General features: G+C 39.9%; 16 protein-coding genes and 3 pseudogenes. 10 read left to right on the forward strand and 9 right to left on the reverse strand.

What is annotated here, in order from left to right; translation table 11 throughout:
- The first annotated feature begins 50 nt into the window (after nucleotides 1-50).
- Nucleotides 51-974, forward strand: coding sequence for a tetratricopeptide repeat protein (locus RMX98_RS22100; RefSeq protein ID WP_322678766.1), 924 nt, complete (start codon nucleotides 51-53; stop codon nucleotides 972-974).
- Between the two features lie 9 nt (nucleotides 975-983).
- Here RMX98_RS22100 and RMX98_RS22105 read toward each other — a convergent pair.
- A pseudogene (locus RMX98_RS22105) lies at nucleotides 984-1,136 on the reverse strand (Uma2 family endonuclease); the annotation flags it as partial.
- 334 nt (nucleotides 1,137-1,470) lie between these two features.
- Here RMX98_RS22105 and RMX98_RS22110 point away from each other — a divergent pair.
- Nucleotides 1,471-1,728, forward strand: a complete 258-nt coding sequence (locus tag RMX98_RS22110; protein WP_322678767.1) for a hypothetical protein — start codon at nucleotides 1,471-1,473, stop codon at nucleotides 1,726-1,728.
- 71 nt (nucleotides 1,729-1,799) lie between these two features.
- On the opposite strand, the gene glgX is transcribed toward RMX98_RS22110, so the two are convergent.
- Nucleotides 1,800-3,926 carry a glycogen debranching protein GlgX gene (gene glgX, locus RMX98_RS22115; protein ID WP_322678768.1) on the reverse strand — a complete coding sequence of 709 codons (2,127 nt, stop codon included), beginning with the start codon at nucleotides 3,924-3,926 and terminating at the stop codon, nucleotides 1,800-1,802.
- 494 nt (nucleotides 3,927-4,420) lie between these two features.
- Between glgX and RMX98_RS22120 the strand changes: the two genes are divergently transcribed.
- From RMX98_RS22120 to RMX98_RS22140, 5 genes and pseudogenes are all read left to right on the forward strand, one after another.
- The gene (locus tag RMX98_RS22120) at nucleotides 4,421-6,514 is read left to right on the forward strand and encodes a TonB-dependent receptor (RefSeq protein WP_322678769.1); all 2,094 of its coding nucleotides are present in this window, start codon (nucleotides 4,421-4,423) and stop codon (nucleotides 6,512-6,514) included.
- 167 nt (nucleotides 6,515-6,681) lie between these two features.
- Nucleotides 6,682-7,809, forward strand: a pseudogene (locus RMX98_RS22125) (succinylglutamate desuccinylase/aspartoacylase family protein).
- Between the two features lie 232 nt (nucleotides 7,810-8,041).
- Nucleotides 8,042-11,773 carry a tetratricopeptide repeat protein gene (locus RMX98_RS22130; RefSeq protein WP_409881734.1) on the forward strand — a complete coding sequence of 1,244 codons (3,732 nt, stop codon included), beginning with the start codon at nucleotides 8,042-8,044 and terminating at the stop codon, nucleotides 11,771-11,773.
- 92 nt (nucleotides 11,774-11,865) lie between these two features.
- A complete protein-coding gene (locus tag RMX98_RS22135; RefSeq protein ID WP_322678771.1) occupies nucleotides 11,866-12,105 on the forward strand; it encodes a hypothetical protein in 240 nt (79 codons plus the stop codon).
- Nucleotides 12,089-12,454, forward strand: coding sequence for a PIN domain nuclease (locus tag RMX98_RS22140; RefSeq protein WP_322678772.1), 366 nt, complete (start codon nucleotides 12,089-12,091; stop codon nucleotides 12,452-12,454). Before RMX98_RS22135 ends, RMX98_RS22140 begins: the two co-directional genes overlap by 17 nt.
- A gap of 336 nt (nucleotides 12,455-12,790) precedes the next feature.
- On the opposite strand, the pseudogene RMX98_RS22145 reads toward RMX98_RS22140, so the two are convergent.
- The 4 genes and pseudogenes from RMX98_RS22145 to RMX98_RS22160 all read right to left on the reverse strand — a co-directional run.
- Nucleotides 12,791-13,360 (reverse strand): annotated as a pseudogene (locus RMX98_RS22145) (DUF4351 domain-containing protein); the annotation flags it as partial.
- Nucleotides 13,348-13,554, reverse strand: coding sequence for a hypothetical protein (locus RMX98_RS22150; RefSeq protein WP_322678773.1), 207 nt, complete (start codon nucleotides 13,552-13,554; stop codon nucleotides 13,348-13,350). The pseudogene RMX98_RS22145 and the gene RMX98_RS22150, both read right to left, overlap by 13 nt.
- Nucleotides 13,555-13,573: 19 nt before the next feature.
- On the reverse strand, nucleotides 13,574-14,011 hold the full coding sequence (locus RMX98_RS22155) for a hypothetical protein (protein ID WP_322678774.1): 438 nt from the start codon (nucleotides 14,009-14,011) through the stop codon (nucleotides 13,574-13,576).
- A 254-nt stretch (nucleotides 14,012-14,265) separates the two neighbouring features.
- Nucleotides 14,266-15,348, reverse strand: a complete 1,083-nt coding sequence (locus tag RMX98_RS22160; RefSeq protein WP_322678795.1) for an ATP-dependent 6-phosphofructokinase — start codon at nucleotides 15,346-15,348, stop codon at nucleotides 14,266-14,268.
- A 282-nt stretch (nucleotides 15,349-15,630) separates the two neighbouring features.
- Between RMX98_RS22160 and era the strand changes: the two genes are divergently transcribed.
- The 3 genes from era (at nucleotide 15,631) to RMX98_RS22175 (ending at nucleotide 18,010) form a co-directional block, all read left to right on the forward strand.
- Nucleotides 15,631-16,605, forward strand: a complete 975-nt coding sequence (era, locus tag RMX98_RS22165; RefSeq protein ID WP_322678775.1) for a GTPase Era — start codon at nucleotides 15,631-15,633, stop codon at nucleotides 16,603-16,605.
- Nucleotides 16,606-16,683: 78 nt separating this feature from the next.
- Nucleotides 16,684-17,361 carry a response regulator transcription factor gene (locus tag RMX98_RS22170; protein ID WP_322678776.1) on the forward strand — a complete coding sequence of 226 codons (678 nt, stop codon included), beginning with the start codon at nucleotides 16,684-16,686 and terminating at the stop codon, nucleotides 17,359-17,361.
- Nucleotides 17,362-17,722: 361 nt separating this feature from the next.
- Nucleotides 17,723-18,010, forward strand: coding sequence for a hypothetical protein (locus RMX98_RS22175; protein ID WP_322678777.1), 288 nt, complete (start codon nucleotides 17,723-17,725; stop codon nucleotides 18,008-18,010).
- A gap of 722 nt (nucleotides 18,011-18,732) precedes the next feature.
- Here RMX98_RS22175 and RMX98_RS22180 read toward each other — a convergent pair.
- The 3 genes from RMX98_RS22180 to RMX98_RS22190 form a co-directional block, all read right to left on the reverse strand.
- Nucleotides 18,733-19,473, reverse strand: coding sequence for a DUF3891 family protein (locus tag RMX98_RS22180; protein ID WP_322678778.1), 741 nt, complete (start codon nucleotides 19,471-19,473; stop codon nucleotides 18,733-18,735).
- 630 nt (nucleotides 19,474-20,103) lie between these two features.
- Nucleotides 20,104-20,796 (reverse strand): manganese catalase family protein, encoded by a 693-nt coding sequence (locus tag RMX98_RS22185; RefSeq protein WP_322678779.1) that lies wholly within the window; start codon nucleotides 20,794-20,796, stop codon nucleotides 20,104-20,106.
- Nucleotides 20,797-20,963: 167 nt separating this feature from the next.
- Nucleotides 20,964-21,242, reverse strand: a complete 279-nt coding sequence (locus RMX98_RS22190; RefSeq protein ID WP_322678780.1) for a GlsB/YeaQ/YmgE family stress response membrane protein — start codon at nucleotides 21,240-21,242, stop codon at nucleotides 20,964-20,966.
- Between the last annotated feature and the right edge of the window lie 172 nt (nucleotides 21,243-21,414).

The raw sequence follows: 21,414 nt of genomic DNA on the forward strand, positions 1-21,414 counted from the left end.
AAGACTGTTCCAAGAATATCAAATAATACTACCCATCCTCATTTGGTATTATGAATAATTTCTGGCGATTATTTTTCAGTATAATTATTGCTTTTCCTCTCACTTTTTTGACTTTACCTGCACATTCTTCACCCATTTTAATTACCCAAATAATAGCGGGTGATTTCTTAGAGTTGGGTGTAGATAAGATGCGGCGCGGTGATTACCAGGAAGCAATAGAGAATTTTAACCAGGCGATTGAACTTAAGAAAGATTTGGCTGTAGCTTATAGCGATCGCTGTCTTGCTTATCTCCAACTACAAGATTACCATCAAGCTGTTACAGATTGTACTCAAGCCATAAATTTTGCACCCGATAACTTCGAGGCTTATCTGAACCGGGGAGTAGCACACTACAGACAAGGGGATTATTCTGCTGCCATTGTCGATCATAATCGAGCGATCGCACTTAAACCATCCGATTTTCGAGCCTATTACAACCGAGGGTTAGCCCGTGCTGGGGATGGGAAAGACTCGGAGGCAATTCTTGACTTTAATTTAGCCCTAACTCAAATTCCTCGAATCAGTAGCTTATTGCTTGCAGATATCTATAATGACCGAGGTTTAGCGCATTTTGTCTTGCAAGATATTCAAGCTGCGATGCTCGACTTTAATCTAGCAATTCGCCTCAATGCTAACGATTATAGAGCGTACTTTAACCGGGGTTGTGCTTGCGGACGAAATGGAGATAATTTTGGTGCAGTGCGTGATTTTTCTCAAGTCATCAGACTTAACCCCAGTAATGCCCAGGCTTACGTTAATCGGGGAGTAGCTCAGTATCGTTTAGGATATCATTTAGGAGCGATCGCTGATTTACAAAAAGCATCTGAGTATTTTGAAAATCAAGGAAAGAAAGTTGCTTACGAAAAAACTCTAGATTTACTGAAGAGTTTGCGAGAACAAATTTCATTTGCAACGGAAATCGCTCTTTTCTAACACTGTTAGGGCTAAAAATCCAACTACCTCTTCATGATCCCCCGTGGGTTTCGGCATCTCTACAATTACTCCATCATGCAATTCATAACGTTTTCCCATGTTGTCAGGATATTTAGCAACAAATTCATCAAATGTAACTACTTTGCGTAAGGTTTGAATCATAAATTATTGCCATTCGTCTCAATACTAACGATTATAGAGGGTACTTTAACCGAGGTTGTGCTTGCGGACAAAATAGAGATGACTTTGGGGCAAAGCTTTGAGGCTTATTCCCTTTCACCTTTTGGAGCCTAGCTTGTTTATGAAGCACAATATCTCTAGCCCTTGAAGATCGCACGTCTGGAAATTTAAAAGCCTGAGACAGAATAAAACATATCTCAATCCCAAGTCAGATCATATTAACAGTAGAACCGAGATCACACTTCAAAAAGTTCATATCAGCTAAACTAAATATTTATACTTAAGTATAAGAAATATTCATATAGGAACTTAACTTATGGCAATGAAGAGAGGCGATCGCAGAGATTCTAATTATGATAACAATGTTAATAATCCTCGCTCACGGCAGAAGGAACCAACTCCACCTCGTGAACTTCAACAGCTATTGATGACTGTTCGTGCCCAACGCGATGAAGCACAACAACGTGCGAAAGAAAATGAATTAGAACCTGATGTTGCTCAAATGTTTCCCAATTCGGAAGCAGTAAACGAAGCTCTGCGTTTTCTAATTAGAGTCACAAGTAAAAATGATTAAAGCATTTTATCAACTGTATATAAATAAAGATGTTTTTCTATACAGTTGACCATCTTTTTCTCTTCATACTTCTAACTAATAAGGCGTAATACCATCAGAGAGCGATCTGTAACTGGTACAGTTTGAGAGCCTGAAACTAATTTTCCCCGATCTAAAAAGCGAGGTTCATTAGTATCAATTACTATCTCCCATACCTTCTCTTTAAATTCATTAGGCAAAGCAAAGTCAATTAACTCATAGTGAGCGTTAAAAAATACTAGAAAACTTTCATCAATAATCCGCTCACCACGATCGCCTGGAGTAGCAATTCCCTGCCCATTCAAAAAAATCTCCATTACTTTGGCATAACTAACTAGCCACTGCTTCTCAGTCATTTCACTGCCATCAGAATTAAACCAAGCAATATCATTAATGCCTAAACCGTGGATAGGGCGACCTTGAAACCACTTACGTCGTCGGAATACTGGATGCTGATGGCGAAAATTAATCAGTTCACGTGTAAAGTCTAATAAATCTGCATTCGCTTTATGCAAATCCCAATGTCGCCAGGAAATTTCATTGTCTTGGCAGTAGACATTATTATTTCCGTTTTGACTACAGCCAATTTCATCCCCCTCTAATAGCATTGGGACACCTTGAGATAGCATTAGGGTTGCTAAAAAGTTTCGTCGTTGCCGTTCGCGCAAACGCATTACTCCTGGATCGTTGGTTTCGCCTTCTACACCACAATTCCAGGATCTATTATGGCTTTCACCATCTCTATTATCTTCCCCGTTTGCGTGGTTATGCTTTTCGTTATAACTGACCAAATCATTTAACGTGAAACCATCATGAGCAGTGATGAAATTAATACTTGCATTGGGGTTGCGCCCGTTTGTTTGATATAGGTCAGGGCTACCGGTAAAACAGTAAGCAAATTGTCCTAAACTATCATCGACACCACGCCAAAAATCTCTGACTGTATCCCGATATCTACCATTCCACTCAGACCAACGCAGTGGAAAATTCCCGACTTGATAGCCGCCTTCTCCTAAGTCCCAAGGTTCAGCAATCAGCTTCACATCTGCCAAGATTGGGTCTTGATGAATAATATCAAAGAAAGCTGATAGGTTATCTACTTCATATAATTCCCGCGCCAGCGCCGAAGCTAAATCAAAGCGGAAGCCATCTACATGCATTTCTGTTACCCAATAGCGCAGGCTATCCATGATTAACTTCAGAACTTGAGCATGACGCACATTCAGAGAGTTACCACAGCCTGTAAAATCCATGTAGTAGCGAGGATCGTCTTTTACCAAACGGTAATATACAGAATTATCAATACCTCGCAAAGATAGCGTTGGCCCGAAATGATTTCCTTCGCCAGTATGGTTGTATACCACATCTAAGATCACTTCAATTCCGGCAAAATGTAGTGCCTTAACCATTTGTTTGAATTCAGTGACTTGTTCTCCCCCAGTCCCACTCGCACTGTAACTAGAATAAGGAGCAAAATAATTGATGGAATCGTAGCCCCAATAATTGCTTAATCCTTTATCTTCTAAATGTCCTGGATGAGATAGAAAGTGATGTACTGGCATCAACTCAACTGCTGTAATGCCTAATTGCAGTAAGTGTTGAATTGCAGCAGGATGCGCCAAACCGGCATAAGTACCGCGTAATTCTTCTGGAATATCTGGATGTAGTTTAGTAAAACCTTTGACGTGAGTTTCATAAATAACAGTTCTATACCAAGGCGTAGTAAGCAATTTATCGCCTTCCCAATCAAAAGATTGATCGACTACAACACACTTGGGCATTAATTTGGCATCATCTAATTCCGAAAAAACTAAGTCTTTTTCCTCAGCGTCTAGAGAGTAGCCAAAGACAGCCGGATCGTTACTAAATTCCCCGTCAATTGCCTTAGCATAAGGATCTATTAATAGTTTATTTGGATTAAATCGATGACCTACCTCCGGTGCCCACATGCCATGCACTCTGAACCCATACTTTTGACCTGGGCCAACTCCTGGTAAGTAACCATGCCAAACAAAATTGTTTTTTTCTGTCAAAGGTATACGAATTTCTTCGTCATCGTTATCAAATAAACAAAGCTCTACCCCTGTTGCATTTTCCGAAAATAAAGCGAAGTTTGTCCCTTTACCGTCCCAAGTTGCGCCTAAAGGATATACATTCCCTGGCCATAAAGCTACATACATAAGTTAATCTTGAATAATTAGTTTTTCAGTAAATAATTAATTGTGATTTTTTTGAATAATTAGTTAAAATTTGAAGTTACTAATTATTGGTTAAAATCATCAATATTCTAATTTAACTTTTTAAAAATTTTATCCGCTCTATCATTAGTAATAGAAATCTCTATTCCTTTAGTTTGAGAAATTTAACGCAGAGGGGAACGATATCTATAGTGGGATGCATTAACGCTAAAAAGCAAGGGTTTAAAATCCTCACTGTTGCCACTAGCTTTCCACAGCGCAAGGCTCTTTACATGCCTTTAAATCATTCGGGGTCGAATTTTCTCCTGCTTCTTAGCCTTGTTCAAATGCGCTCGCTCTAGAGTTTAACACATAGTGAATTAACAATATAGTCTCATCTGAACTGGGGAAATATGACAGCGTGTCTTTTGACACAATTTTACTATTACAGCAACAATGCTACGTAGTGACTGTTTTTACTTGGTGTGAAAGAGAACGTGAAAAAGGATTTTTTGTTGCTAACAGTTGCTTTACCGAGTTTACTGATAGCGTCTCCTAGTTATGCTGCTGAGAGTGAAATTGAGCAGAGAAATACTAATAAATTGACCGAAGTCATTTTAGATATTCCGAGTTTGAGTGAAGTTGAGCTACCCGCCACTAATGCCGAATTATTAACTCAAGAACCTGTACCGATTGAAGTTAATCCAGAAGAAACTCAGCCAGAAACACCAGATTCTACAGATGATGCAGACATTACTATAGAAACGATCGCAGAACCAGATAACCTACCTCAATCTACTCCAACTTACGTAATCGATCGAGAAGAGATTAAAAAGCAGGGTGCTGCAAGTTTAGCCGATATTTTGAAAAGAATGCCTGGTTTTGCAATCAATGATGTCGGTCATGGTGCAGATATTCACACAGGTACATACTACCGAGGAGCCTCAATTAATCAGTCTGTATTTCTGATTAATGGCAGACAAATTAACACTAATGTCAACATTTATCATGGTGGAACTGATTTAAATAGTATTCCTGTAGAGGCGATTGAACGAGTGGAATTATATAGCGGTACTGCCTCCGCTTTATTTGGTTCCTCAGCCTTTGGAGGAGTTGTCAATATCATTACCAAAGAAGGTTATGGCAAACCTAAATTGAACGCTAGTGCAGAATTTGGCTCATTGAGTTTAAATAATCAACAAGTGTCCTATGGTGGCTCATCTGATAAGGTTAAATACAACTTTAGCTTTGAAAGATTCTTTACAGATAACCGTTACCGCGTCCCTGTAGGTGCAGCTAATCGTGATGAGCAGGGATTTTTATCGAATGCAGATACGGCGACAAGTACTTACTTTGGTAGCATTGGAGTAGATTTAAATCAGAAAAATTCTTTGAATTTAGATGTTACTGCACTCAGCAGTCGTCGCGGCTTAATTTATTTTGGATTTCCTCTTCAAAGAGATAGATTAGACCACGATGGTTTAAATATTGGCTTATCTTGGAAAACTCGGCTAGGTAATGGCGAAAGCTCTAACCTGACAACTTCAATTGGTTATAACCAAGATTATTTCAGCACTTATGGGCCTACAGGAGCATTTTACCGTACAGGAGCTTTAGATACCCAACAACTTACAGCCAGAGTAGATCATGAGTGGAGAATTACTACCAATAATAAATTGCGTTGGGGATTAGATTTAAAAAACACCGACTTAACTGGTGATGTTTTGAGTACAAATCCTAGTAGTATTGCCAAAAATGAAACTGAAGATCGAAGTTTGTTCAATACAGCTTTATTTGCTGTCAATACTTGGAATATTAGCGATAATTTTCTGATAGATTTAGGGCTAAGACAAAGCTTTGACAGCCAATTTGGAAATTATCTCAACCCTAGTGTTGGTTTACGTTATGCCGTCACACCAATAGTAGCAGTACGTGGGAGTTGGGCAGGGGGACAACGCAATCCTGGGTTGGATCAGTTGTATGTTTATGATACAGTTCATGGTTGGGAACCTAATCCTGATTTAAGACCAGAAACGGGTTCTACTTGGACTGCGGGAGTAGATGTTAATTTTTCTCAAAATCTGATTGGACAGTTTACTTACTTTGGTAGTAGTATAGGCGATCGCTTGGGAGTTATCGCCGGAAAATGGGCAAACATTGGATTAGTAGATACCAATGGTTTAGAGGCTGCATTGCAATTAAAAATTGCCACTGGCTGGTCAACTTTCCTCAACTATACTTATACAGATGCCCAAATAAAAACAGGGACAGAGAAAGGTTTACAATTAGGTTTGATTCCCTATTCTGTACTGCAAACTGGCGTGGGTTATCAAAATTCAGGTTGGCAAGCTAACTTATATGTTACCTACAATAGTGGCGCTCGCAGATCCATCTTCGTTAACTCTACTGACAAGCCCACAGATTTTGCACCGTCTTTCGTGAATTTAGATTTGAGTGGGCGTGTACCTCTAACTAGCAACTTAGGATTGACAGTTTACTTAGAAAATCTACTCGGTGAGCAATATGAGCGAGTTAATCGCATATATAGCCCTGGATTTACTTTTCGTCTGGGTTTAAGCGCCAATTTTTAGATATTAAATGTAAAAATTTTCTCATTGCAAAATCTTTACATTATTCTGTCTCAGGATTAGCCCTTTCAAGGTTACTGATAAAATCTCTATGTTCTCTGCGCCTCTGCGGTTCAATAAATAACTTTTAAACAGCAGAGGCACTACTCAAATCATCACCGATTTATTTTATGCTGCCAGTTATTGAAAGCATTGTATTACGTCAAATGGCTTCGGGCGATCGCCTCTACTTACAACTATACAAATTCATCGGCGCTCAACCCGGTAAAAAAGTATACATTCAATCAAATCTGCACGGTGCAGAAATTGCTGGTAATGCCGTAATTCATCAGCTAATTGAGTTTTGATTGACAATAAATGATACAGATTTAACTGGAGAAATTTGGTTAGTTCCCGTTTGTAATCCAATGGGGACGAATGAACGCGCTCATCATTTTTCCCCTGGACGATATTGCGTTTACGAAGCCAAAGACTGGAATCGCATATTTTGGGACTACGAGAAAGAAGCTGATGATTTAGTAGCTTTTACTAAATCTCAACTTCATAATGATCTAAAGGTCATTCGACAAAATTATCTAACTATAATTAAGCAACAATTTGCAAAAACTTTAGAAAAAATTAATTCTTCTGTTGGTGTTCCTTACACTGAGCTTTTTGCCTCCAAGCTACAAAACTTGAGTTTAGATGCAGATTACTTAATTGATTTACATAGTTCTACCAATCAAGCTTTAGACTACGTTTATTATTTCCAAAATCGAGAAGATAGTGCAAAATACTTCCTACTCGATTTCGGAATCTTACTTAATAAATATGATGGTGATGCTTTTGATGAAGCTTTTATCAAACCTTGGTTAGCACTGGAAACTTGTTTTAAAGAGTCTGGTAGAGAAATAAAGTTTGATGTGGAAGCTTGGACATTGGAATTGGGAGCAGGAATGCAAATGAACTCTGATTCAGTCTTCAAAGGTGTACGGGGTATAAAAAACTATTTAGCACAAAAAGGTGTACTGCAAATTCCCGATTTATCGAATGACACAAAAACTCATGAGATGACTTTCGCATCTAGCAGTAACAGAAAAAAATATTATGCGATCGCAGGTGGCATGATTCAATCGAGAATAGCATTAGGTACTAGAGTCAAACCTGGAGACAAGCTTTATCAAATTCTCAGTTTTAATAAAGAAGGTCAACTACCTAGTGTAATTGATGTCTGCGCTCAACATGATGGATTAGTTTATGATGTCGCAACCAATCAAGCCGTGAATGAAGGCGAGTTTGTATTGGGAATTATTAGTTAGGGGATAGCAAATATATCAATTATAGAGACGGCGATTCATCGCGTCTCTTGCCTTAACCGAACAGCATTGAAACTGTCCTTGACAAAAATGCACATCAATGAATCGATTAATTGAAACGCTTTCGATGGGAAACAGAGGTTTTTCTCGTAAATCTAGCGGCAATTTCCTGGAATTGGAGTTTATGCGTAAGTATATAAATATATCCTGGTATTTACGTTGAGCTAACTTGTGTATGGCAGTCATCACGATTCGGGAACAGCAGCCAACAGAAAACGGTTTTGCTGCAAGTTTGATTTTTGATGGTGGCGAATACCCAATCAATATTACAGACCCTTTTACACCCCAGCAAGAACAGCAACTCGAATGGTATTTTGAGCAATGGCTGACTTACCCAATGTTAGACGGGAAGAAAGCGGAAGCGGCGAAAACGAGTGTTGCTAGTTACGGGGAAAGTTTATTTAACCAGGTTTTTGATGATAAAAATGCTTATAGCCATTATTGCCAACTGCGGATAAATCTGAAGCAGGTAAAAATTGAGATAGTGGGTAATAGTCCCGAATTTCACGCGCTGCACTGGGAAGCTATGCGGGATAAGGATTTGCCGCGACCTTTGGCTGTCGATTGCGTAATGGTACGGAAGCGCCTTGATAAAGCGGCATCAGTGGCGGCGAATATGGCAGAATCGCCGATAATTAACTTGTTGGTGGTAATTGCCCGACCAGATGAGGAGCATGATGTAGGTTATCGTACCATTGCTCGTCCGTTGATTGAGGTGATTCAAAATAGTCAATTGCTTGTAAATATTGACTTATTGCGTCCGGGTACTTATGAAAGTTTAGAACGGCATTTAGAGGCCAAGGGGGCGGGATATTACCATATCATCCATTTTGACTGTCACGGGGCGTTGATGGGTTATGCAGATATTCAAGATGGGGTGAAACGCAACCGATATACCTATCAAGCGAGGTGGGGACGGGAAGATATTCAACCTTATGAAGGGGTAAAAGCATTTTTATTTTTGGATGGGGAAAGTAAGGGAAAAGCCGATCCCATAGAGGCGGGGGAATTAGCGAATTTGTTGACGGGGAAAGGGATTCCTGTTTGTATTCTCAATGCTTGTCAGTCGGGGAAGCAGGTACGAGGAAATGGGGAGCAAACCACGAGTGTCGAGCGAAGTCGAGACACGGCTACGCTCAAGGGAGCAGACTTCGACTACGCTCAGTCTACAGAGAGCTACGCTCAGTCTACAGGAAGCTACGCTCAGTCTATAGAAAGCTACGCTCAGTCTACAGGGAGCTACGCTCAGTCTACAGGGAGCTACGCTCAGTCTACAGGAAGCTACGCTCAGTCTACAGGAAGTAGAGAGACGAGTTTGGGTAGTCGGTTGATGACTGCGGGAATGCAAATGGTAGTCGCAATGGGGTATTCGGTAACTGTTTCGGCTGCGCGGTTGATGATGGAACAGGTTTATAAAAACTTGTTTGGGGGGAAGGAGATAACCGAAGCAATCCGGTTGGGGAGAAGAGAGTTATTTAATAATAAGACGCGGAAGGCTTATTTTAATTTAAATATCGATTTGGAAGATTGGCTGTTGCCTGTAGTTTATAGTAACCAACAGGTGAATTTGAATTTGCGGGAATTTGGAGCAGAAGAAGCCGAAAAGTATTATGATAGCTTAGGTAATTTATATCAATATACGCCGCCAGAATATGGATTTATTGGGCGAGATTTGGAGATTCTGAAGATTGAGAAGGCTTTATTTCGTCATAATATTTTACTGTTGCAGGGAATGGGCGGAACGGGGAAAACTACGCTGTTAAATTATTTGCGTAGTTGGTGGCAGACGACGAATTTTGCACCGGAGATATTTTATTTTGGTTATGATGAAAAGGCTTGGACGCTGACACAGATTTTATTTGAGATTGGCAAGCGGGTATATAAAAAATTTGAATTTGCGAATTTTCAGGCGATAAATTTAACTGCTCAAATGCAGAAATTACTGGCTAAATTACGGTCAGAATTTCATATTTTAATGTTGGATAATTTGGAGTCGGTGACGGGACAAGCTTTAGCGATTCAAAATACCTTACCAGAAGCCGAGCAAAAGCAATTGCAAGATTTTATCACGCGGTTGGTAGGGGGAGAGACGCGGGTAATTTTAGGTTCTCGCAGTGATGAAAGTTGGTTGCAAGGTGCTTTTAAACAGAATATTTATAAGTTGCAAGGATTGGATGTAGAAGCGAGGACGGAATTATCAAATAAGATTTTAGAGCGAAATGTGGGGGATGAAAGCAAGATTGTCAAGATTCGGGAAGATGGGGATTTTCAGAAATTGATGAAGGTGTTAGCGGGGTATCCGTTAGCGATGGAAGTGGTGTTAGCGAATTTGAAAAATCTGTCATCTCAGGAGATTTTGGCAAAGTTAGCAGCAGCAGATATTAATTTAGATACGGGAAGTGAGGATAAAACCCAGAGTATTCTCAAATGTGTGGAATATTCTCATAGTAATTTGTCACCGGATGCTCAGAAGTTATTATTGTGTTTGGCTCCCTTTAGTGGGTTTATTGATAGGAGCGATATTCCTAATTATGCCAAGCAATTACAGAAGTTAGAGCCGTTTCATGATTATGATTTTGATGGATTTAATAGGGCAATTCAAGAAGCAATAAATTGGGGTTTGCTCTCGCTAATCAATGAAGATATCCCTCGATTATTACAAATTCAACCTGTTTTTCCCTTCTTTTTGAAAGCGAAATTAGCAGAATTAGATGCAGCTACCCGTGAAGCATTACGAGAGGGTTTTAAAAACCACTATATCGGTTTAGCTCTTTCCTACAATCGCTACATGAAATCGAAGGAACCGCAAGAACGGCAAATCGGGATTTTCTTCTGTCGGTTGGAATATGAAAACTTATATAATGCCTTGCAGATTTGTTTAGAAAAACAAGAAACTATTGATATTTTCTTTTGCTTGGATAAATACTTTGAGTTAATTAATGATATTCCAAGTGGTTTAAAACTGTCGGAATTTGTGTGTAAGGCACAAGTCGCTTATCCACCAGAAATTAGAACAGGTAAAATAGGTTTGGAAATTGTCATGGCACTCGATCGCCTTGCTATGGGTTATTTGCAAACACAAAATTATCCCCAAGCCAAAGAATCTTATTTGCGGACTCTCGAATTATCCCAAAAACTCCAAGGTGTAGAAGCAGCACAAATCAAGTCTTCCTTAGCTAGCACTTACCACCAGTTGGGGTACGTTGCCCAAGTGTTGCGGGAATACGACCAGGCACGGGATTATTATCAACAAGCCCTGGAAATCAAAATCGAATTTGGCGAGCGCTACTCCTGTGCTAGCACTTACCACCAGTTGGGAAACGTTGCCCAAGATTTGCGGGAATACCACCAGGCAAGGGATTATTATCAACAAGCCCTGGAAATCGATATCGAATTTGGCGAGCGCTACTCCTGTGCTAGCACTTACCACCAGTTGGGAATCGTTGCCCAAGATTTGCGGGAATACCACCAGGCACGGGATTATTATCAACAAGCCCTGGAAATCAATATCGCATTTGGCGATCGCTACTCCTGTGCTAGGACTTACCACCAGTTGGGAATCGTTGCCCAAGAATTGCGGGAATACCACCAGGCACTGGATTATTATCAACAAGCCCTGGAAATCAAAATCGAATTTGGCGATCGCTACTCCTGTGCTAGCACTTACTATCACCTTGGGAAAGTAGCAGAAGAATTAGGAGAGTTGGAGGAAGCAAAAGCCAATTACCTACAAGATTTGGTAATTACAACTGAGTTTAATGACGAGCATGGTTTGGGTATTTCGCTGCGTAATCTTGCCCGTTTTTATCAAACTACCCAGGATGAGGATTTATTGAGGGAGGTAGCGAAGATATTCAAGACAACGGTGGAGGCATTGAAGGAGGCAATAATCAATAGTGAGGAGTAATCGATCGCGTTTGAGTTGTGGAGAGGTGCGATTGCGCTTGAGTTTGTGGAGGTGCGATCGCTCTGCCGTTATCCTTAAAAGTTACAATGAGTATGGTATTTACAGGAAAAGCAGAAATGACTGCAAAAGACAAAATTCATGCTGAAATTGATAGCCTTAACGAAGAATATCTAGATGAACTATATCTTTTAATCAAAGATTTTGCCCAATCTAAACAAGATTTGAAAAAACCGAGTTTCATGTCAAAATTGAAACAAATCAAGATAAATGCTCCAGAGGATTTTGCTAGCAATCTTGATTCTTATCTAGCTGGGGATGAGGGTGATAAATAAAATCTTTGTTGATACATTATTTGTGGTAGCATTAATTAATCAGCGTGAACAATATCACCAGCAAGCCTCTGAATTAGCCGATAGCTTAGAAACTCAACTCTTAATCACAACTGATGCATTACTTTTAGAAATTGGTAATGCATTAGCTCGTAACTACAAAAATGAGGCTGTTGAAATTATCGAGCATTTCTTTGGCTCAGATGAAGTAGAAATTGTGCAACTCACTCCAAAATTATTCGCACAAGCATTCATACTTTACAAAACCCATCAAGATAAAGCATGGGGTTTAACGAAGTCGGAAATAGGAAGTCGGAAGTCGGAAGTAAAGACAACAATTTCCGACGCTTAGGGGTTAAAATCCCCATCCCCTATGGGTTGCGCGTTTTGCGTTGGGGTTAAAATCCCCATTGCAAAACCGTACTTCCGACTTCCGACCTACGACTTCCGACTTCGGTTTAATTGATTGTATTTCGTTTGTAGTTATAAAGCAAGCTGAAGTCTCTCAAGCTTTGACTTTTGATCAGCATTTTGTACAAGCAGGTTTTCAAGCTTTAATGAGATAAGTTGGAAAATGAGTTATATATGTAATTAAATTATAAATGCGATGTCTAGCGACAAGCCGCGTTGCGTCTACGCGTTTGGGGTTTGTGGAGATGCGATCGTTTTGTAGAAAATCAATTTAACTTCAATGACTTTGTTGCTGTTCCAACCAAGTTACTAAATCATCCATCTCAGACATTCTTAATAACGATCGACATAAAGCCTCTAATTGTTCAATTTTCAAACCTTGAACTTTTTGATAAATTGATTCTTCAATCTCACCAAAACGTTCTTCTACCAGAGACATACATAAAGAAAAAGCTTCTTGTTGTTTACCCTGTTCTTGTCCCTTCTGCAATATATCTTGATAAATGACTGATTCTTGCATAATATCCTCACTTAACAATTGACGAATCAAAGTTTTATCGAATCGCAAACCAGCTAAAATTTCTGTATACCCGGCAATATTTTGTTTTGTCTCCCTATCTGAAATTGTAGCCACTTTTTCAGCAACCTGGGACAATAAACCTTGTGGGGAATCAGTACGACTCAGAGTAGCCAGAGGTAATAAATTTGCATTATTTAAGAATACACTCGAATCTTGCTCCCACATCCGTATTACTTGATAGCGGTGTACAGTCGTATCATCGACATATTCTTGGGTAAAAGCAATTTCATCGTTTGTTTCTTGCAAAAAGATGACTACTTGCACAACTTGGTATAAAATGGTTCAGTAATTATTGAGTGAGCGCCCTTGGCGGCTCCTGAACGAGGATCGCGCAGATGAAGATGCGATCGCATCTGTATTTTATTTCCGGCGTTGCATAATTGCGGGATGATTTCGCAAGTTAAAAATCTCCCCCCCTGCAACGCCAGCACCCCCTGCCTCCCCTGCCTGCCTAAATTCATCCCTCTGTTCTGCAACGCCTTATTTCCCTGGTGGTAAAGTTTTCCCGTCACCTACATCGGTATATTTACAATAAACATTCAAGCCGATTTTAAGGATGTAGAGAACAACAATAGTAGCGATCGATGGATCGAGAGGAATTGCGGTTAAAGCCATGAGGGATGTAATCGCTGCCGTAAGTAACACAGCATTTTCTGGACTTTTGGTATAATCGCTCAAACGTGCCCGAAAACCTTCATCTCCGCAAAGTTCATCCCGCAACACATCTAATGTAGTTTGCCAGACTTTTTTTACTCCCATCGCCGATTGTCCGTGTTGCTCAATCCACAGTTCCTCAAAGGAGGTTTCGAGATTACCGTCGTGACGTTCTACAGCATCAATGGCTTTATTTGCTGGTTGATATTCTTTGAGTAATTCGCGTGCTGATTTTATTTCGTCTATAGTTAGTTGTGCATTCATATTATTTTAGATTTAAAGCAACCATAGAAAACTATTTAACAAGTAAATCTTAAACTATTAAACTGGGATAAATCTAGATGATTGCAATATTTAGTATGGTTCTAATTTTTAAGTCAGGATTCACAGGATAATATTCTTCCAATCACCAATGTAGAAAACTAGCATTTTTAATTTTCAACATCTGTGCAATGTCAAATTCTACTAAACTTTGTACTTTGATAGGCACAGCTATGCTGTGCCTGTACCATCTATTTTTAGTCTCCTAAATAAATACCCATACCACGGGCGGTTTTAACTAAAGTACCATTGGGATCGACGGCACTATATTGAGCGATCGCTTCTGTAATTGGTACACTTAAGACTTGGCGATTTTGCCAAGTCACCATGCGATCGTATTTATCCTCTGCAATCAGATTAACTGCTGCAACACCAAAAGCTGTTGCAACTAACCTGTCTAGTGGTGAAGCAGTTCCACCGCGTTGAATGTGTCCTAAAACTGTAACTCGTGTTTCTACACCAATGTGTTCAATAATTTTATCTGCCAAATACTCGCCAATTCCACCGTATCGAGATTGACCTAAGCGATTTGTAATCGTCACATTTTCCCCATCGTGGGTACGAACCGCTTCAGAAACAATTATCAAACAATAGTTTTTGCCTTTCTCTTGGCGTTCTTTGATTTTGTGGCAAATATGCTCAACTGTGTAAGGAATTTCGGGAATTAAAATTACATTTGCTCCCCCCGCAATTCCCGCAGCTATTGCTATGTGTCCGGCATCACGCCCCATTACTTCCAAAATCATGACTCGGCTATGGCTTGCAGCAGTAAAATGCAACCTATCTAATGCTTCTGTCGCAATATTGACTGCTGTATCAAAACCAATAGCATGTTCGGTAACGCCAATATCGTTATCAATTGTTTTGGGAATACCTACTAGATTAATACCGCCTTGTTGGGCGAGACGACGCAAAATTGCCAAGCTACCATCACCGCCGATACCAATCAAAGCGTCTAAACCTAGCTGATGATAACCTGCAATGATTTCTTCGGAGCGATCGCATAAACTTCCATCCGTCATTGGAAAAGCAAAAGGGTCGCCTTTATTGGTTGTTCCCAACATTGTGCCACCCGCAGTTAACAGCGAGTCAACTTGATCGACTTCCAGCTTGGTAAATTGTGGGGGACGCGCCATTAATCCTAGAGTCGCTTGACGAATTCCCAAAACCTCCCAGCCGTAAGTATCCACAGCACAATTCACTACAGCCCTAATCACAGCATTTAAACCAGAACAATCACCTCCACTGGTAAGAATTCCTATGCGTTTGCGTTCTCCCATATCTTTCATTGACATTTTGATCCAAATGTATTTAGTAGCCGATGAAACTTTAGCCAAAGTTAGTAAGAAATTAAACTTCAGTAACAGCCTTCACCGTAAATGCCAAAGTAATTTTATGTTTCTTTTGTGCCTAAAAACAAAACAAAGTTATCTCAGCTGTAAAATATAGGTGTAGAGCCAGTAGTAGATTAAACCTAAGTAAAAGCAATCCCCGAAAATGCTAGGGTGTTTTTATGCTTGTTTTGTGTCTAAGAAAAAATCAAGTTATCCCAGCTGTAAAATATGAGGGTGGAGCCAAAGGTGACTAGTATTGATAATTACAACTTCTCTTTTCCAGGAGAAGTCACAATCCCACAGGCTCCTCCTGAATTTAAATCAGGTTTTATCGGCATTGTTGGTCGTCCTAATGTCGGTAAATCTACTTTGATGAATCAATTGGTCGGACAAAAAATAGCCATTACTTCACCAGTAGCACAAACTACACGTAACCGTTTGCGCGGCATTTTAACTACACCAGAGGCGCAATTAATTTTCGTAGATACGCCAGGAATCCATAAGCCCCATCATCAATTGGGTGAAGTGCTGGTGCAAAATGCCAAAATTGCCATTGAATCGGTAGATGTAGTGCTATTTGTAGTAGATGGAGGAGTAGCTTGTGGATCGGGCGATCGCTATATTGCCGAATTGCTGTGTCGCAGCAAAACACCAGTGATTTTGGGCGTGAACAAAATCGACCAACAACCCACTGATTCTCAGTTTCTAGATGATAGTTACGCTCAAATGGCCCAGTCTCATGAATGGAAAATCGTGAAATTTTCTGCCAAGACTAATGCAGGATTACCGCAACTTCAAGAATTATTAATTGAACATTTAGAAATTGGGCCATTATATTATCCTCCAGACTTGGTAACTGATCAGCCAGAACGCTTTATTATGGGTGAATTGATCCGAGAACAAATTTTATTGTTGACTCGTGAAGAAGTACCCCATTCAGTTGCGATCGCAATTGACTTAGTAGAAGAAACTCCTAGCATTACCCGTGTACTTGCTACCATCAACGTTGAGCGCGATTCCCAAAAAGGCATACTCATTGGCAAAGGTGGAGCAATGCTCAAAGCAATTGGGAGTGAAGCCCGCGAACAAATCCAAAAATTAATCGCTGGTAAAGTTTACCTCGAATTGTTTGTGAAAGTTCAGCCAAAATGGCGACAGTCGCGGATCAGTTTAGCAGAGTTAGGCTATCGCGTAGAAGAATAATAATTGGTCATTTGTCATTGGCAGGCAAAGAAAGCAAATGACAAATGACAAATGACAAATGACTCTTAATTAATAAAAATGTCTTTAGATACTCGATATCCTTTAAATTTACCAGCGAATGCTCCGCCATTGCGCGTGTTAATTGTCGAAGATGATCCGATGATGCAACTGGGATTAGAGCAATCATTAATGGCTCATCCTCAGTTAGAGATAGTTGGACAAGCTGAAGATGGTTATTTGGGAGTTCAAGCTGCACTGCAACTGAAACCTGATTTAGTAGTTATGGATATTGGGTTGCCGCGATTGGATGGCATTGCAGCGACACAGCAAATTAAGGCGGCTTTGCCAGCAACTCATGTAGTGATGCTGACATCTCATCAAACGGAGACAGAAATTATTGCGGCACTCTCTAGCGGTGCAGATGCGTATTGTATTAAAGGTGCAAGTGTGGAACGATTATTAAGTGCGATCGCAGCCGCAGTTGATGGTGCAGCCTATCTCGATCCCCAAATTGCGCGGCGAGTAATTGATAATCTCAAACCGCCTTCAGCCGCTAGCAATAACGCTAACTTATCTGGACGCGAGTTAGAAGTGTTGAAACTCATGGTAGACGGGTTAAGTAATCCAGAAATTGCCGAAAAACTCTATCTCAGTCCCAACACCATCAAAACTCACGTCCGAGGAATTATGAATAAATTAGCGGTGGACGATCGCGTGCAAGCAGCAGTCGTAGCATTGCGTTCTGGGTTAGTTTAATATTGCAATCCGATTTGATTTCTGTATCCCTCACGGGAGCGTAGCCATACTTATTTGCGTAGGAGGCAATAGGCAATAGGCAAGAGGCAAGAGGCAAGAGGTAAGAGGCAAGAGGCAATAGGCAATAGGCAAGAGGCAATAGGCAATAGGTAATAGGCAAGAGGCAAGAAGCCTTTTTGAGTTGTACTGAATTTTTTCAGAAATCAAATATGAGTCCTATATCAGAAAAAATTATGCATCAGTGTGCGTAGTCTCTCTACTCTGTTTACAACTTTCAAAATACTAAATGTCAACCTTCGGATGCATTTCTAACTATCAAAATAGTTGTAAAACTTTTAAAGTTAGCTAAATTTTTGTTCCCATGCGTTCATTACTATTTCAAAACTTGAAGCTGACTATTTCTACAGCTTTAGTATTTACGATTCTTGGCTATATTTTAAGTCTACCTCTGAGTTGTCTTGGTCACTCAGAAGCAGTAAGATGGCAACTCAATTTCCAACGCACATTTATTGAAACCCGAAAGCTTGATGAGCTTGGAAGTTTTCAAGCGCGGGTAGCACTTGGAGGTACAGCACTCGGAATCCTAGTAGCTCAAACAACTTTTATTGTGTATATGTTTGGACTTAGCAATCGTAGCACTAAGCAGTAATCGACCAATGCAGCAAAATATTGAATTAATTATCTTAGCGATCGCCACAACTTTTAGTCCCATTTACAAGTAGAGGCGTACATATATATGTACGCCTCTATAGCCGATTCATTTGTTGCCAGAATTTTGGAATGATAGTCTACCTCAATGCATTTTAGTTAAAAGAGTTTGAGAAATCATTAGGGTCTATATTAGCAGGAAATAACAAAATTTCCTTTCCTTCTAAACTTGCTTTTTGGTGAAGCAAAATTGCTTTTACCAAATAGCAATATTTAATTGGAACCCATCTGTCGCTATAAAAGTAGACAGTTACTCGGCTCATTGCATACTCTTTCAACGGCAGTGGAAGAGACCAGGACGAGTCCACAGTTTGAACCTTACCTGTTGAGTCCATGCTTTGAACCTCAGTTATTAAGTATATTTACTTTCACTTATCGGAAGGATTTAAAGAAACTATCACAAGTAATAACAATCTTCCTTAAAACTACGTCTTTAGGTAAAAGTTAGCATAATTAAAACTGACCTCACGACCTTGGCGCTAAATGCGATCGCTACTTTTTGTGTCTTTGCAGCTTAAATTATACCTATAGAATAAACCTCTGCAATGGTCATTTTTAAGATCGCTGTTGCAAATATAAATAGGGATTTGATAGAAAAGTGCGATCGCATAACCTAGTTTTCTTACAGCTATTTTTAACTAAATAGCTGTAAGTTGTATGCATCTAATTCTTAACGAATGTCCACTCTAGTACCTTGATGGGGGCTTCTTGTAGTGCTTGAGATAATTCGGCACTGCTCTCAAATTTCACCTGCGAAAGGTCGCAGGCTTCAACGTTGACCGTGAATTTATCGTTTTGGAAGGGCCAGGATTTGACAACAACCAAGTTATCACTGCGCTGCATGATGTCATAGCGTTCCCCTTCAGGGCCCTTGCTAATTTCTAAAAACCGCTCATCGGCAGGTAGTTCTTGCTGACAAAGAATAAGCGAAAGGCGATCGCACCATTGCATAAATGCATAGGCTGAATCAACTTCCTCCTTTTTGATACCCAGTTCTTTACGCCAAAGTTGCTGGTTTTGAAGTTGCTCATCTAAAAATTTGTCTAGCTTCTCACCTTTACCCCGGCTTGGCTCATTTAAACGGCTGATGTGCATGGAAATTAATAGAGCCACCCATCGTCCACGGTAAAGGGCATTTTTTGCCAAATTAGCCAGTTTTTCGATATTGGCATCGACATCATCATTGGAAGAGAGCATGAAATCCTTTGGCGCACCCGCTTCAGTCAGAATATCTTCTTCCCACTCTTTTTCTAGGTCATCGTGATGGGAAATTGCTGCTATGGTTTCATATAACCTTACTGGAGCATCTTTGCGTCGCCATTGTCCCGCTAGTTGAGCTGCTAATAAAGCATGGGCACGATGATAAATGACTTCCCAACCATTTTGTGTAGCGTTGACAATCACAAGGCAATCTCCTGATTTTGAGTTGAATTAATTTCTGAAGTCAGAATGTGGAGGCAATAACGTTCGGTTAAGGAATTTTTTGTTGAGGCAAGCAGAGGAAGAGAAGAATTACTCAACAATAAGCCTCTTTCCTCCACTGCCTCCCCTGCTTATCCAAACCGTATTAAATATGGAGGTAAGTAGGTCGGCGTAAATAATTATTGTTGAGATAAGGCAGGGGGCAGCACTTCGGCTACGCGGAAATCGAGCGAAGTCGAGATTCAGTGACCGGGGGCAGGGAGCAGGGTGAGAAAGAGTTTGAGCCTTATTTACTTTTATTTACACAGTTTGGTTTTATTGCGCCGACTTACTTAGATATTGAAGAGGCGATCGCTCTAATTTTTTCCATGTAGCTGAATATTTATAGCTATAGCTATTTTCAATTGAGTCTAATACTCAAATACCCAACTGAAATTCCCGACTTTTATAATAAGTCGGGAATTTTTTTATTCACAAAATTTAGTTAAGCAGCACAACAATTGCTAAACAAGGTGGACTGTTTACCCACCCGACCCTGATTGCGAGCTTTAGAGAATCTTCTAAAATCTCTTGGCTTCAAATCAACCTATACTTTAACTGCAACCTATGCAATTAAGAGTGGCTTTCTAGTGGATTTGCAATGTATTTGAATGTAGGTTCAGAATTCCAAGGGCCACGCTCATCTTGCCCATTTCCGTTGGTAGATAGGTTGTAGTAAAGAGCAACAGTTTCATCTGGCTTAATATTACCAAAGAATGGATCTGTCAACTTACCGAGTGAATCTAGAGCTTTCATAAACATCTGGGTATGAGAAATTTCTCGTGTTAACAGATGGACTAAAGTCTCTTGGGTTCCTTTGTCAGTTGCCAACTTAATCAACTCTTCGTAAGTCTGACGAGCGCCGGCTTCTGCTGCAACGTTAGACCTTAAATCACGTACTACATCTCCACCCTCATTCAAGTAATTTGCAGTCCAAGCATTACCTTGGCTATCTAGAAAATGAGGGCCAATTCCTCGAACTGCAAAAAGAGTACTCTTATAAGCCTCTGTTTGATCTACATTTTTCGTATGAGCCTCAATGAGTTTACCAACCATTTCTAAATGGCTGAACTCCTCGATCGCAATGTCTTGGAGCATATCTTTAATGCCAGCATTTTCAACATGGAATGATTGAACCCAATATTGAAGAGCCGCACTAAGTTCACCAGTAGCTCCGCCAAACTGCTCTAGTAGCAACTGAGCAAAACGAGGGTTTGGTTCATTCACGTTAACTGCATGAATCGGCTCTTTTTTGTGAAAAAACATAGATTTACACTTCCAAAAATTATGATCGTTAGAAAAGGGATAAACTTGCCTTTTAGTATTTTCCCAGATAGAGCTAAATTGATGTTTTATAGCTTTCTAAACTGGTATAATAAAAGGCTAATAAAAAACAGTAGTTATCTATGGTTTGATAACTGCGTAATCAGGGATTATACATTGCTGCTTCTTCTAATTAATCCCCATAGATAAATAGCAACAATTGCACCTATTACAGCCACTAAAATACCAGGAACAGTTAAACCAGCACCAGCTGAAGTAATTTGTAAAGTTCCTGTTTGTAAGGAGGTAAATAGAGTTCCACCAACGAAAGCACCAATAATACCCAAAATCATTGTGGAGAGAATACCGCCGCCTTGATAACCAGGATAAATAGCTTTAGCGATTGCACCAGCCAAAAGTCCTAAAACTATCCAAGCAATAATACTCATAACTGCCTCAACAATCTCACTCCATCTAACTTATCAACTCTAATTAAAGATTCTTTCTACCATATGGGGTATATGCCAAATCCAAAAGTTAGACAAAAGAGTTTATATCCAGATTGCACGAGCGTTCCTAACTACTAGCATTAAAAGTGCATTTAACATTTGCAGTAACAAT

Origin of the sequence: Nostoc sp. DedQUE02 (assembly GCF_034531035.1) — a bacterium.
GTDB lineage: Bacteria > Cyanobacteriota > Cyanobacteriia > Cyanobacteriales > Nostocaceae > Nostoc.

What these genes read in the sequence shown, in the direction of transcription:
- RMX98_RS22110 (WP_322678767.1), top strand. Translation starts at nt 1,471, where the DNA reads ATGGCAATGAAGAGAGGCGATCGCAGAGATTCTAATTATGATAACAAT.
- RMX98_RS22130 (WP_409881734.1), top strand. Translation starts at nt 8,042, where the DNA reads ATGGCAGTCATCACGATTCGGGAACAGCAGCCAACAGAAAACGGTTTT.
- RMX98_RS22100 (WP_322678766.1), top strand. Translation starts at nt 51, where the DNA reads ATGAATAATTTCTGGCGATTATTTTTCAGTATAATTATTGCTTTTCCT.
- RMX98_RS22170 (WP_322678776.1), top strand. Translation starts at nt 16,684, where the DNA reads ATGTCTTTAGATACTCGATATCCTTTAAATTTACCAGCGAATGCTCCG.
- glgX (WP_322678768.1), bottom strand. Translation starts at nt 3,926, where the DNA reads ATGTATGTAGCTTTATGGCCAGGGAATGTATATCCTTTAGGCGCAACT.
- RMX98_RS22135 (WP_322678771.1), top strand. Translation starts at nt 11,866, where the DNA reads ATGGTATTTACAGGAAAAGCAGAAATGACTGCAAAAGACAAAATTCAT.
- RMX98_RS22160 (WP_322678795.1), bottom strand. Translation starts at nt 15,348, where the DNA reads ATGGGAGAACGCAAACGCATAGGAATTCTTACCAGTGGAGGTGATTGT.
- era (WP_322678775.1), top strand. Translation starts at nt 15,631, where the DNA reads ATGAGGGTGGAGCCAAAGGTGACTAGTATTGATAATTACAACTTCTCT.
- RMX98_RS22185 (WP_322678779.1), bottom strand. Translation starts at nt 20,796, where the DNA reads ATGTTTTTTCACAAAAAAGAGCCGATTCATGCAGTTAACGTGAATGAA.
- RMX98_RS22175 (WP_322678777.1), top strand. Translation starts at nt 17,723, where the DNA reads ATGCGTTCATTACTATTTCAAAACTTGAAGCTGACTATTTCTACAGCT.
- RMX98_RS22140 (WP_322678772.1), top strand. Translation starts at nt 12,089, where the DNA reads ATGAGGGTGATAAATAAAATCTTTGTTGATACATTATTTGTGGTAGCA.
- RMX98_RS22150 (WP_322678773.1), bottom strand. Translation starts at nt 13,554, where the DNA reads ATGAATTTAGGCAGGCAGGGGAGGCAGGGGGTGCTGGCGTTGCAGGGG.
- RMX98_RS22190 (WP_322678780.1), bottom strand. Translation starts at nt 21,242, where the DNA reads ATGAGTATTATTGCTTGGATAGTTTTAGGACTTTTGGCTGGTGCAATC.
- RMX98_RS22155 (WP_322678774.1), bottom strand. Translation starts at nt 14,011, where the DNA reads ATGAATGCACAACTAACTATAGACGAAATAAAATCAGCACGCGAATTA.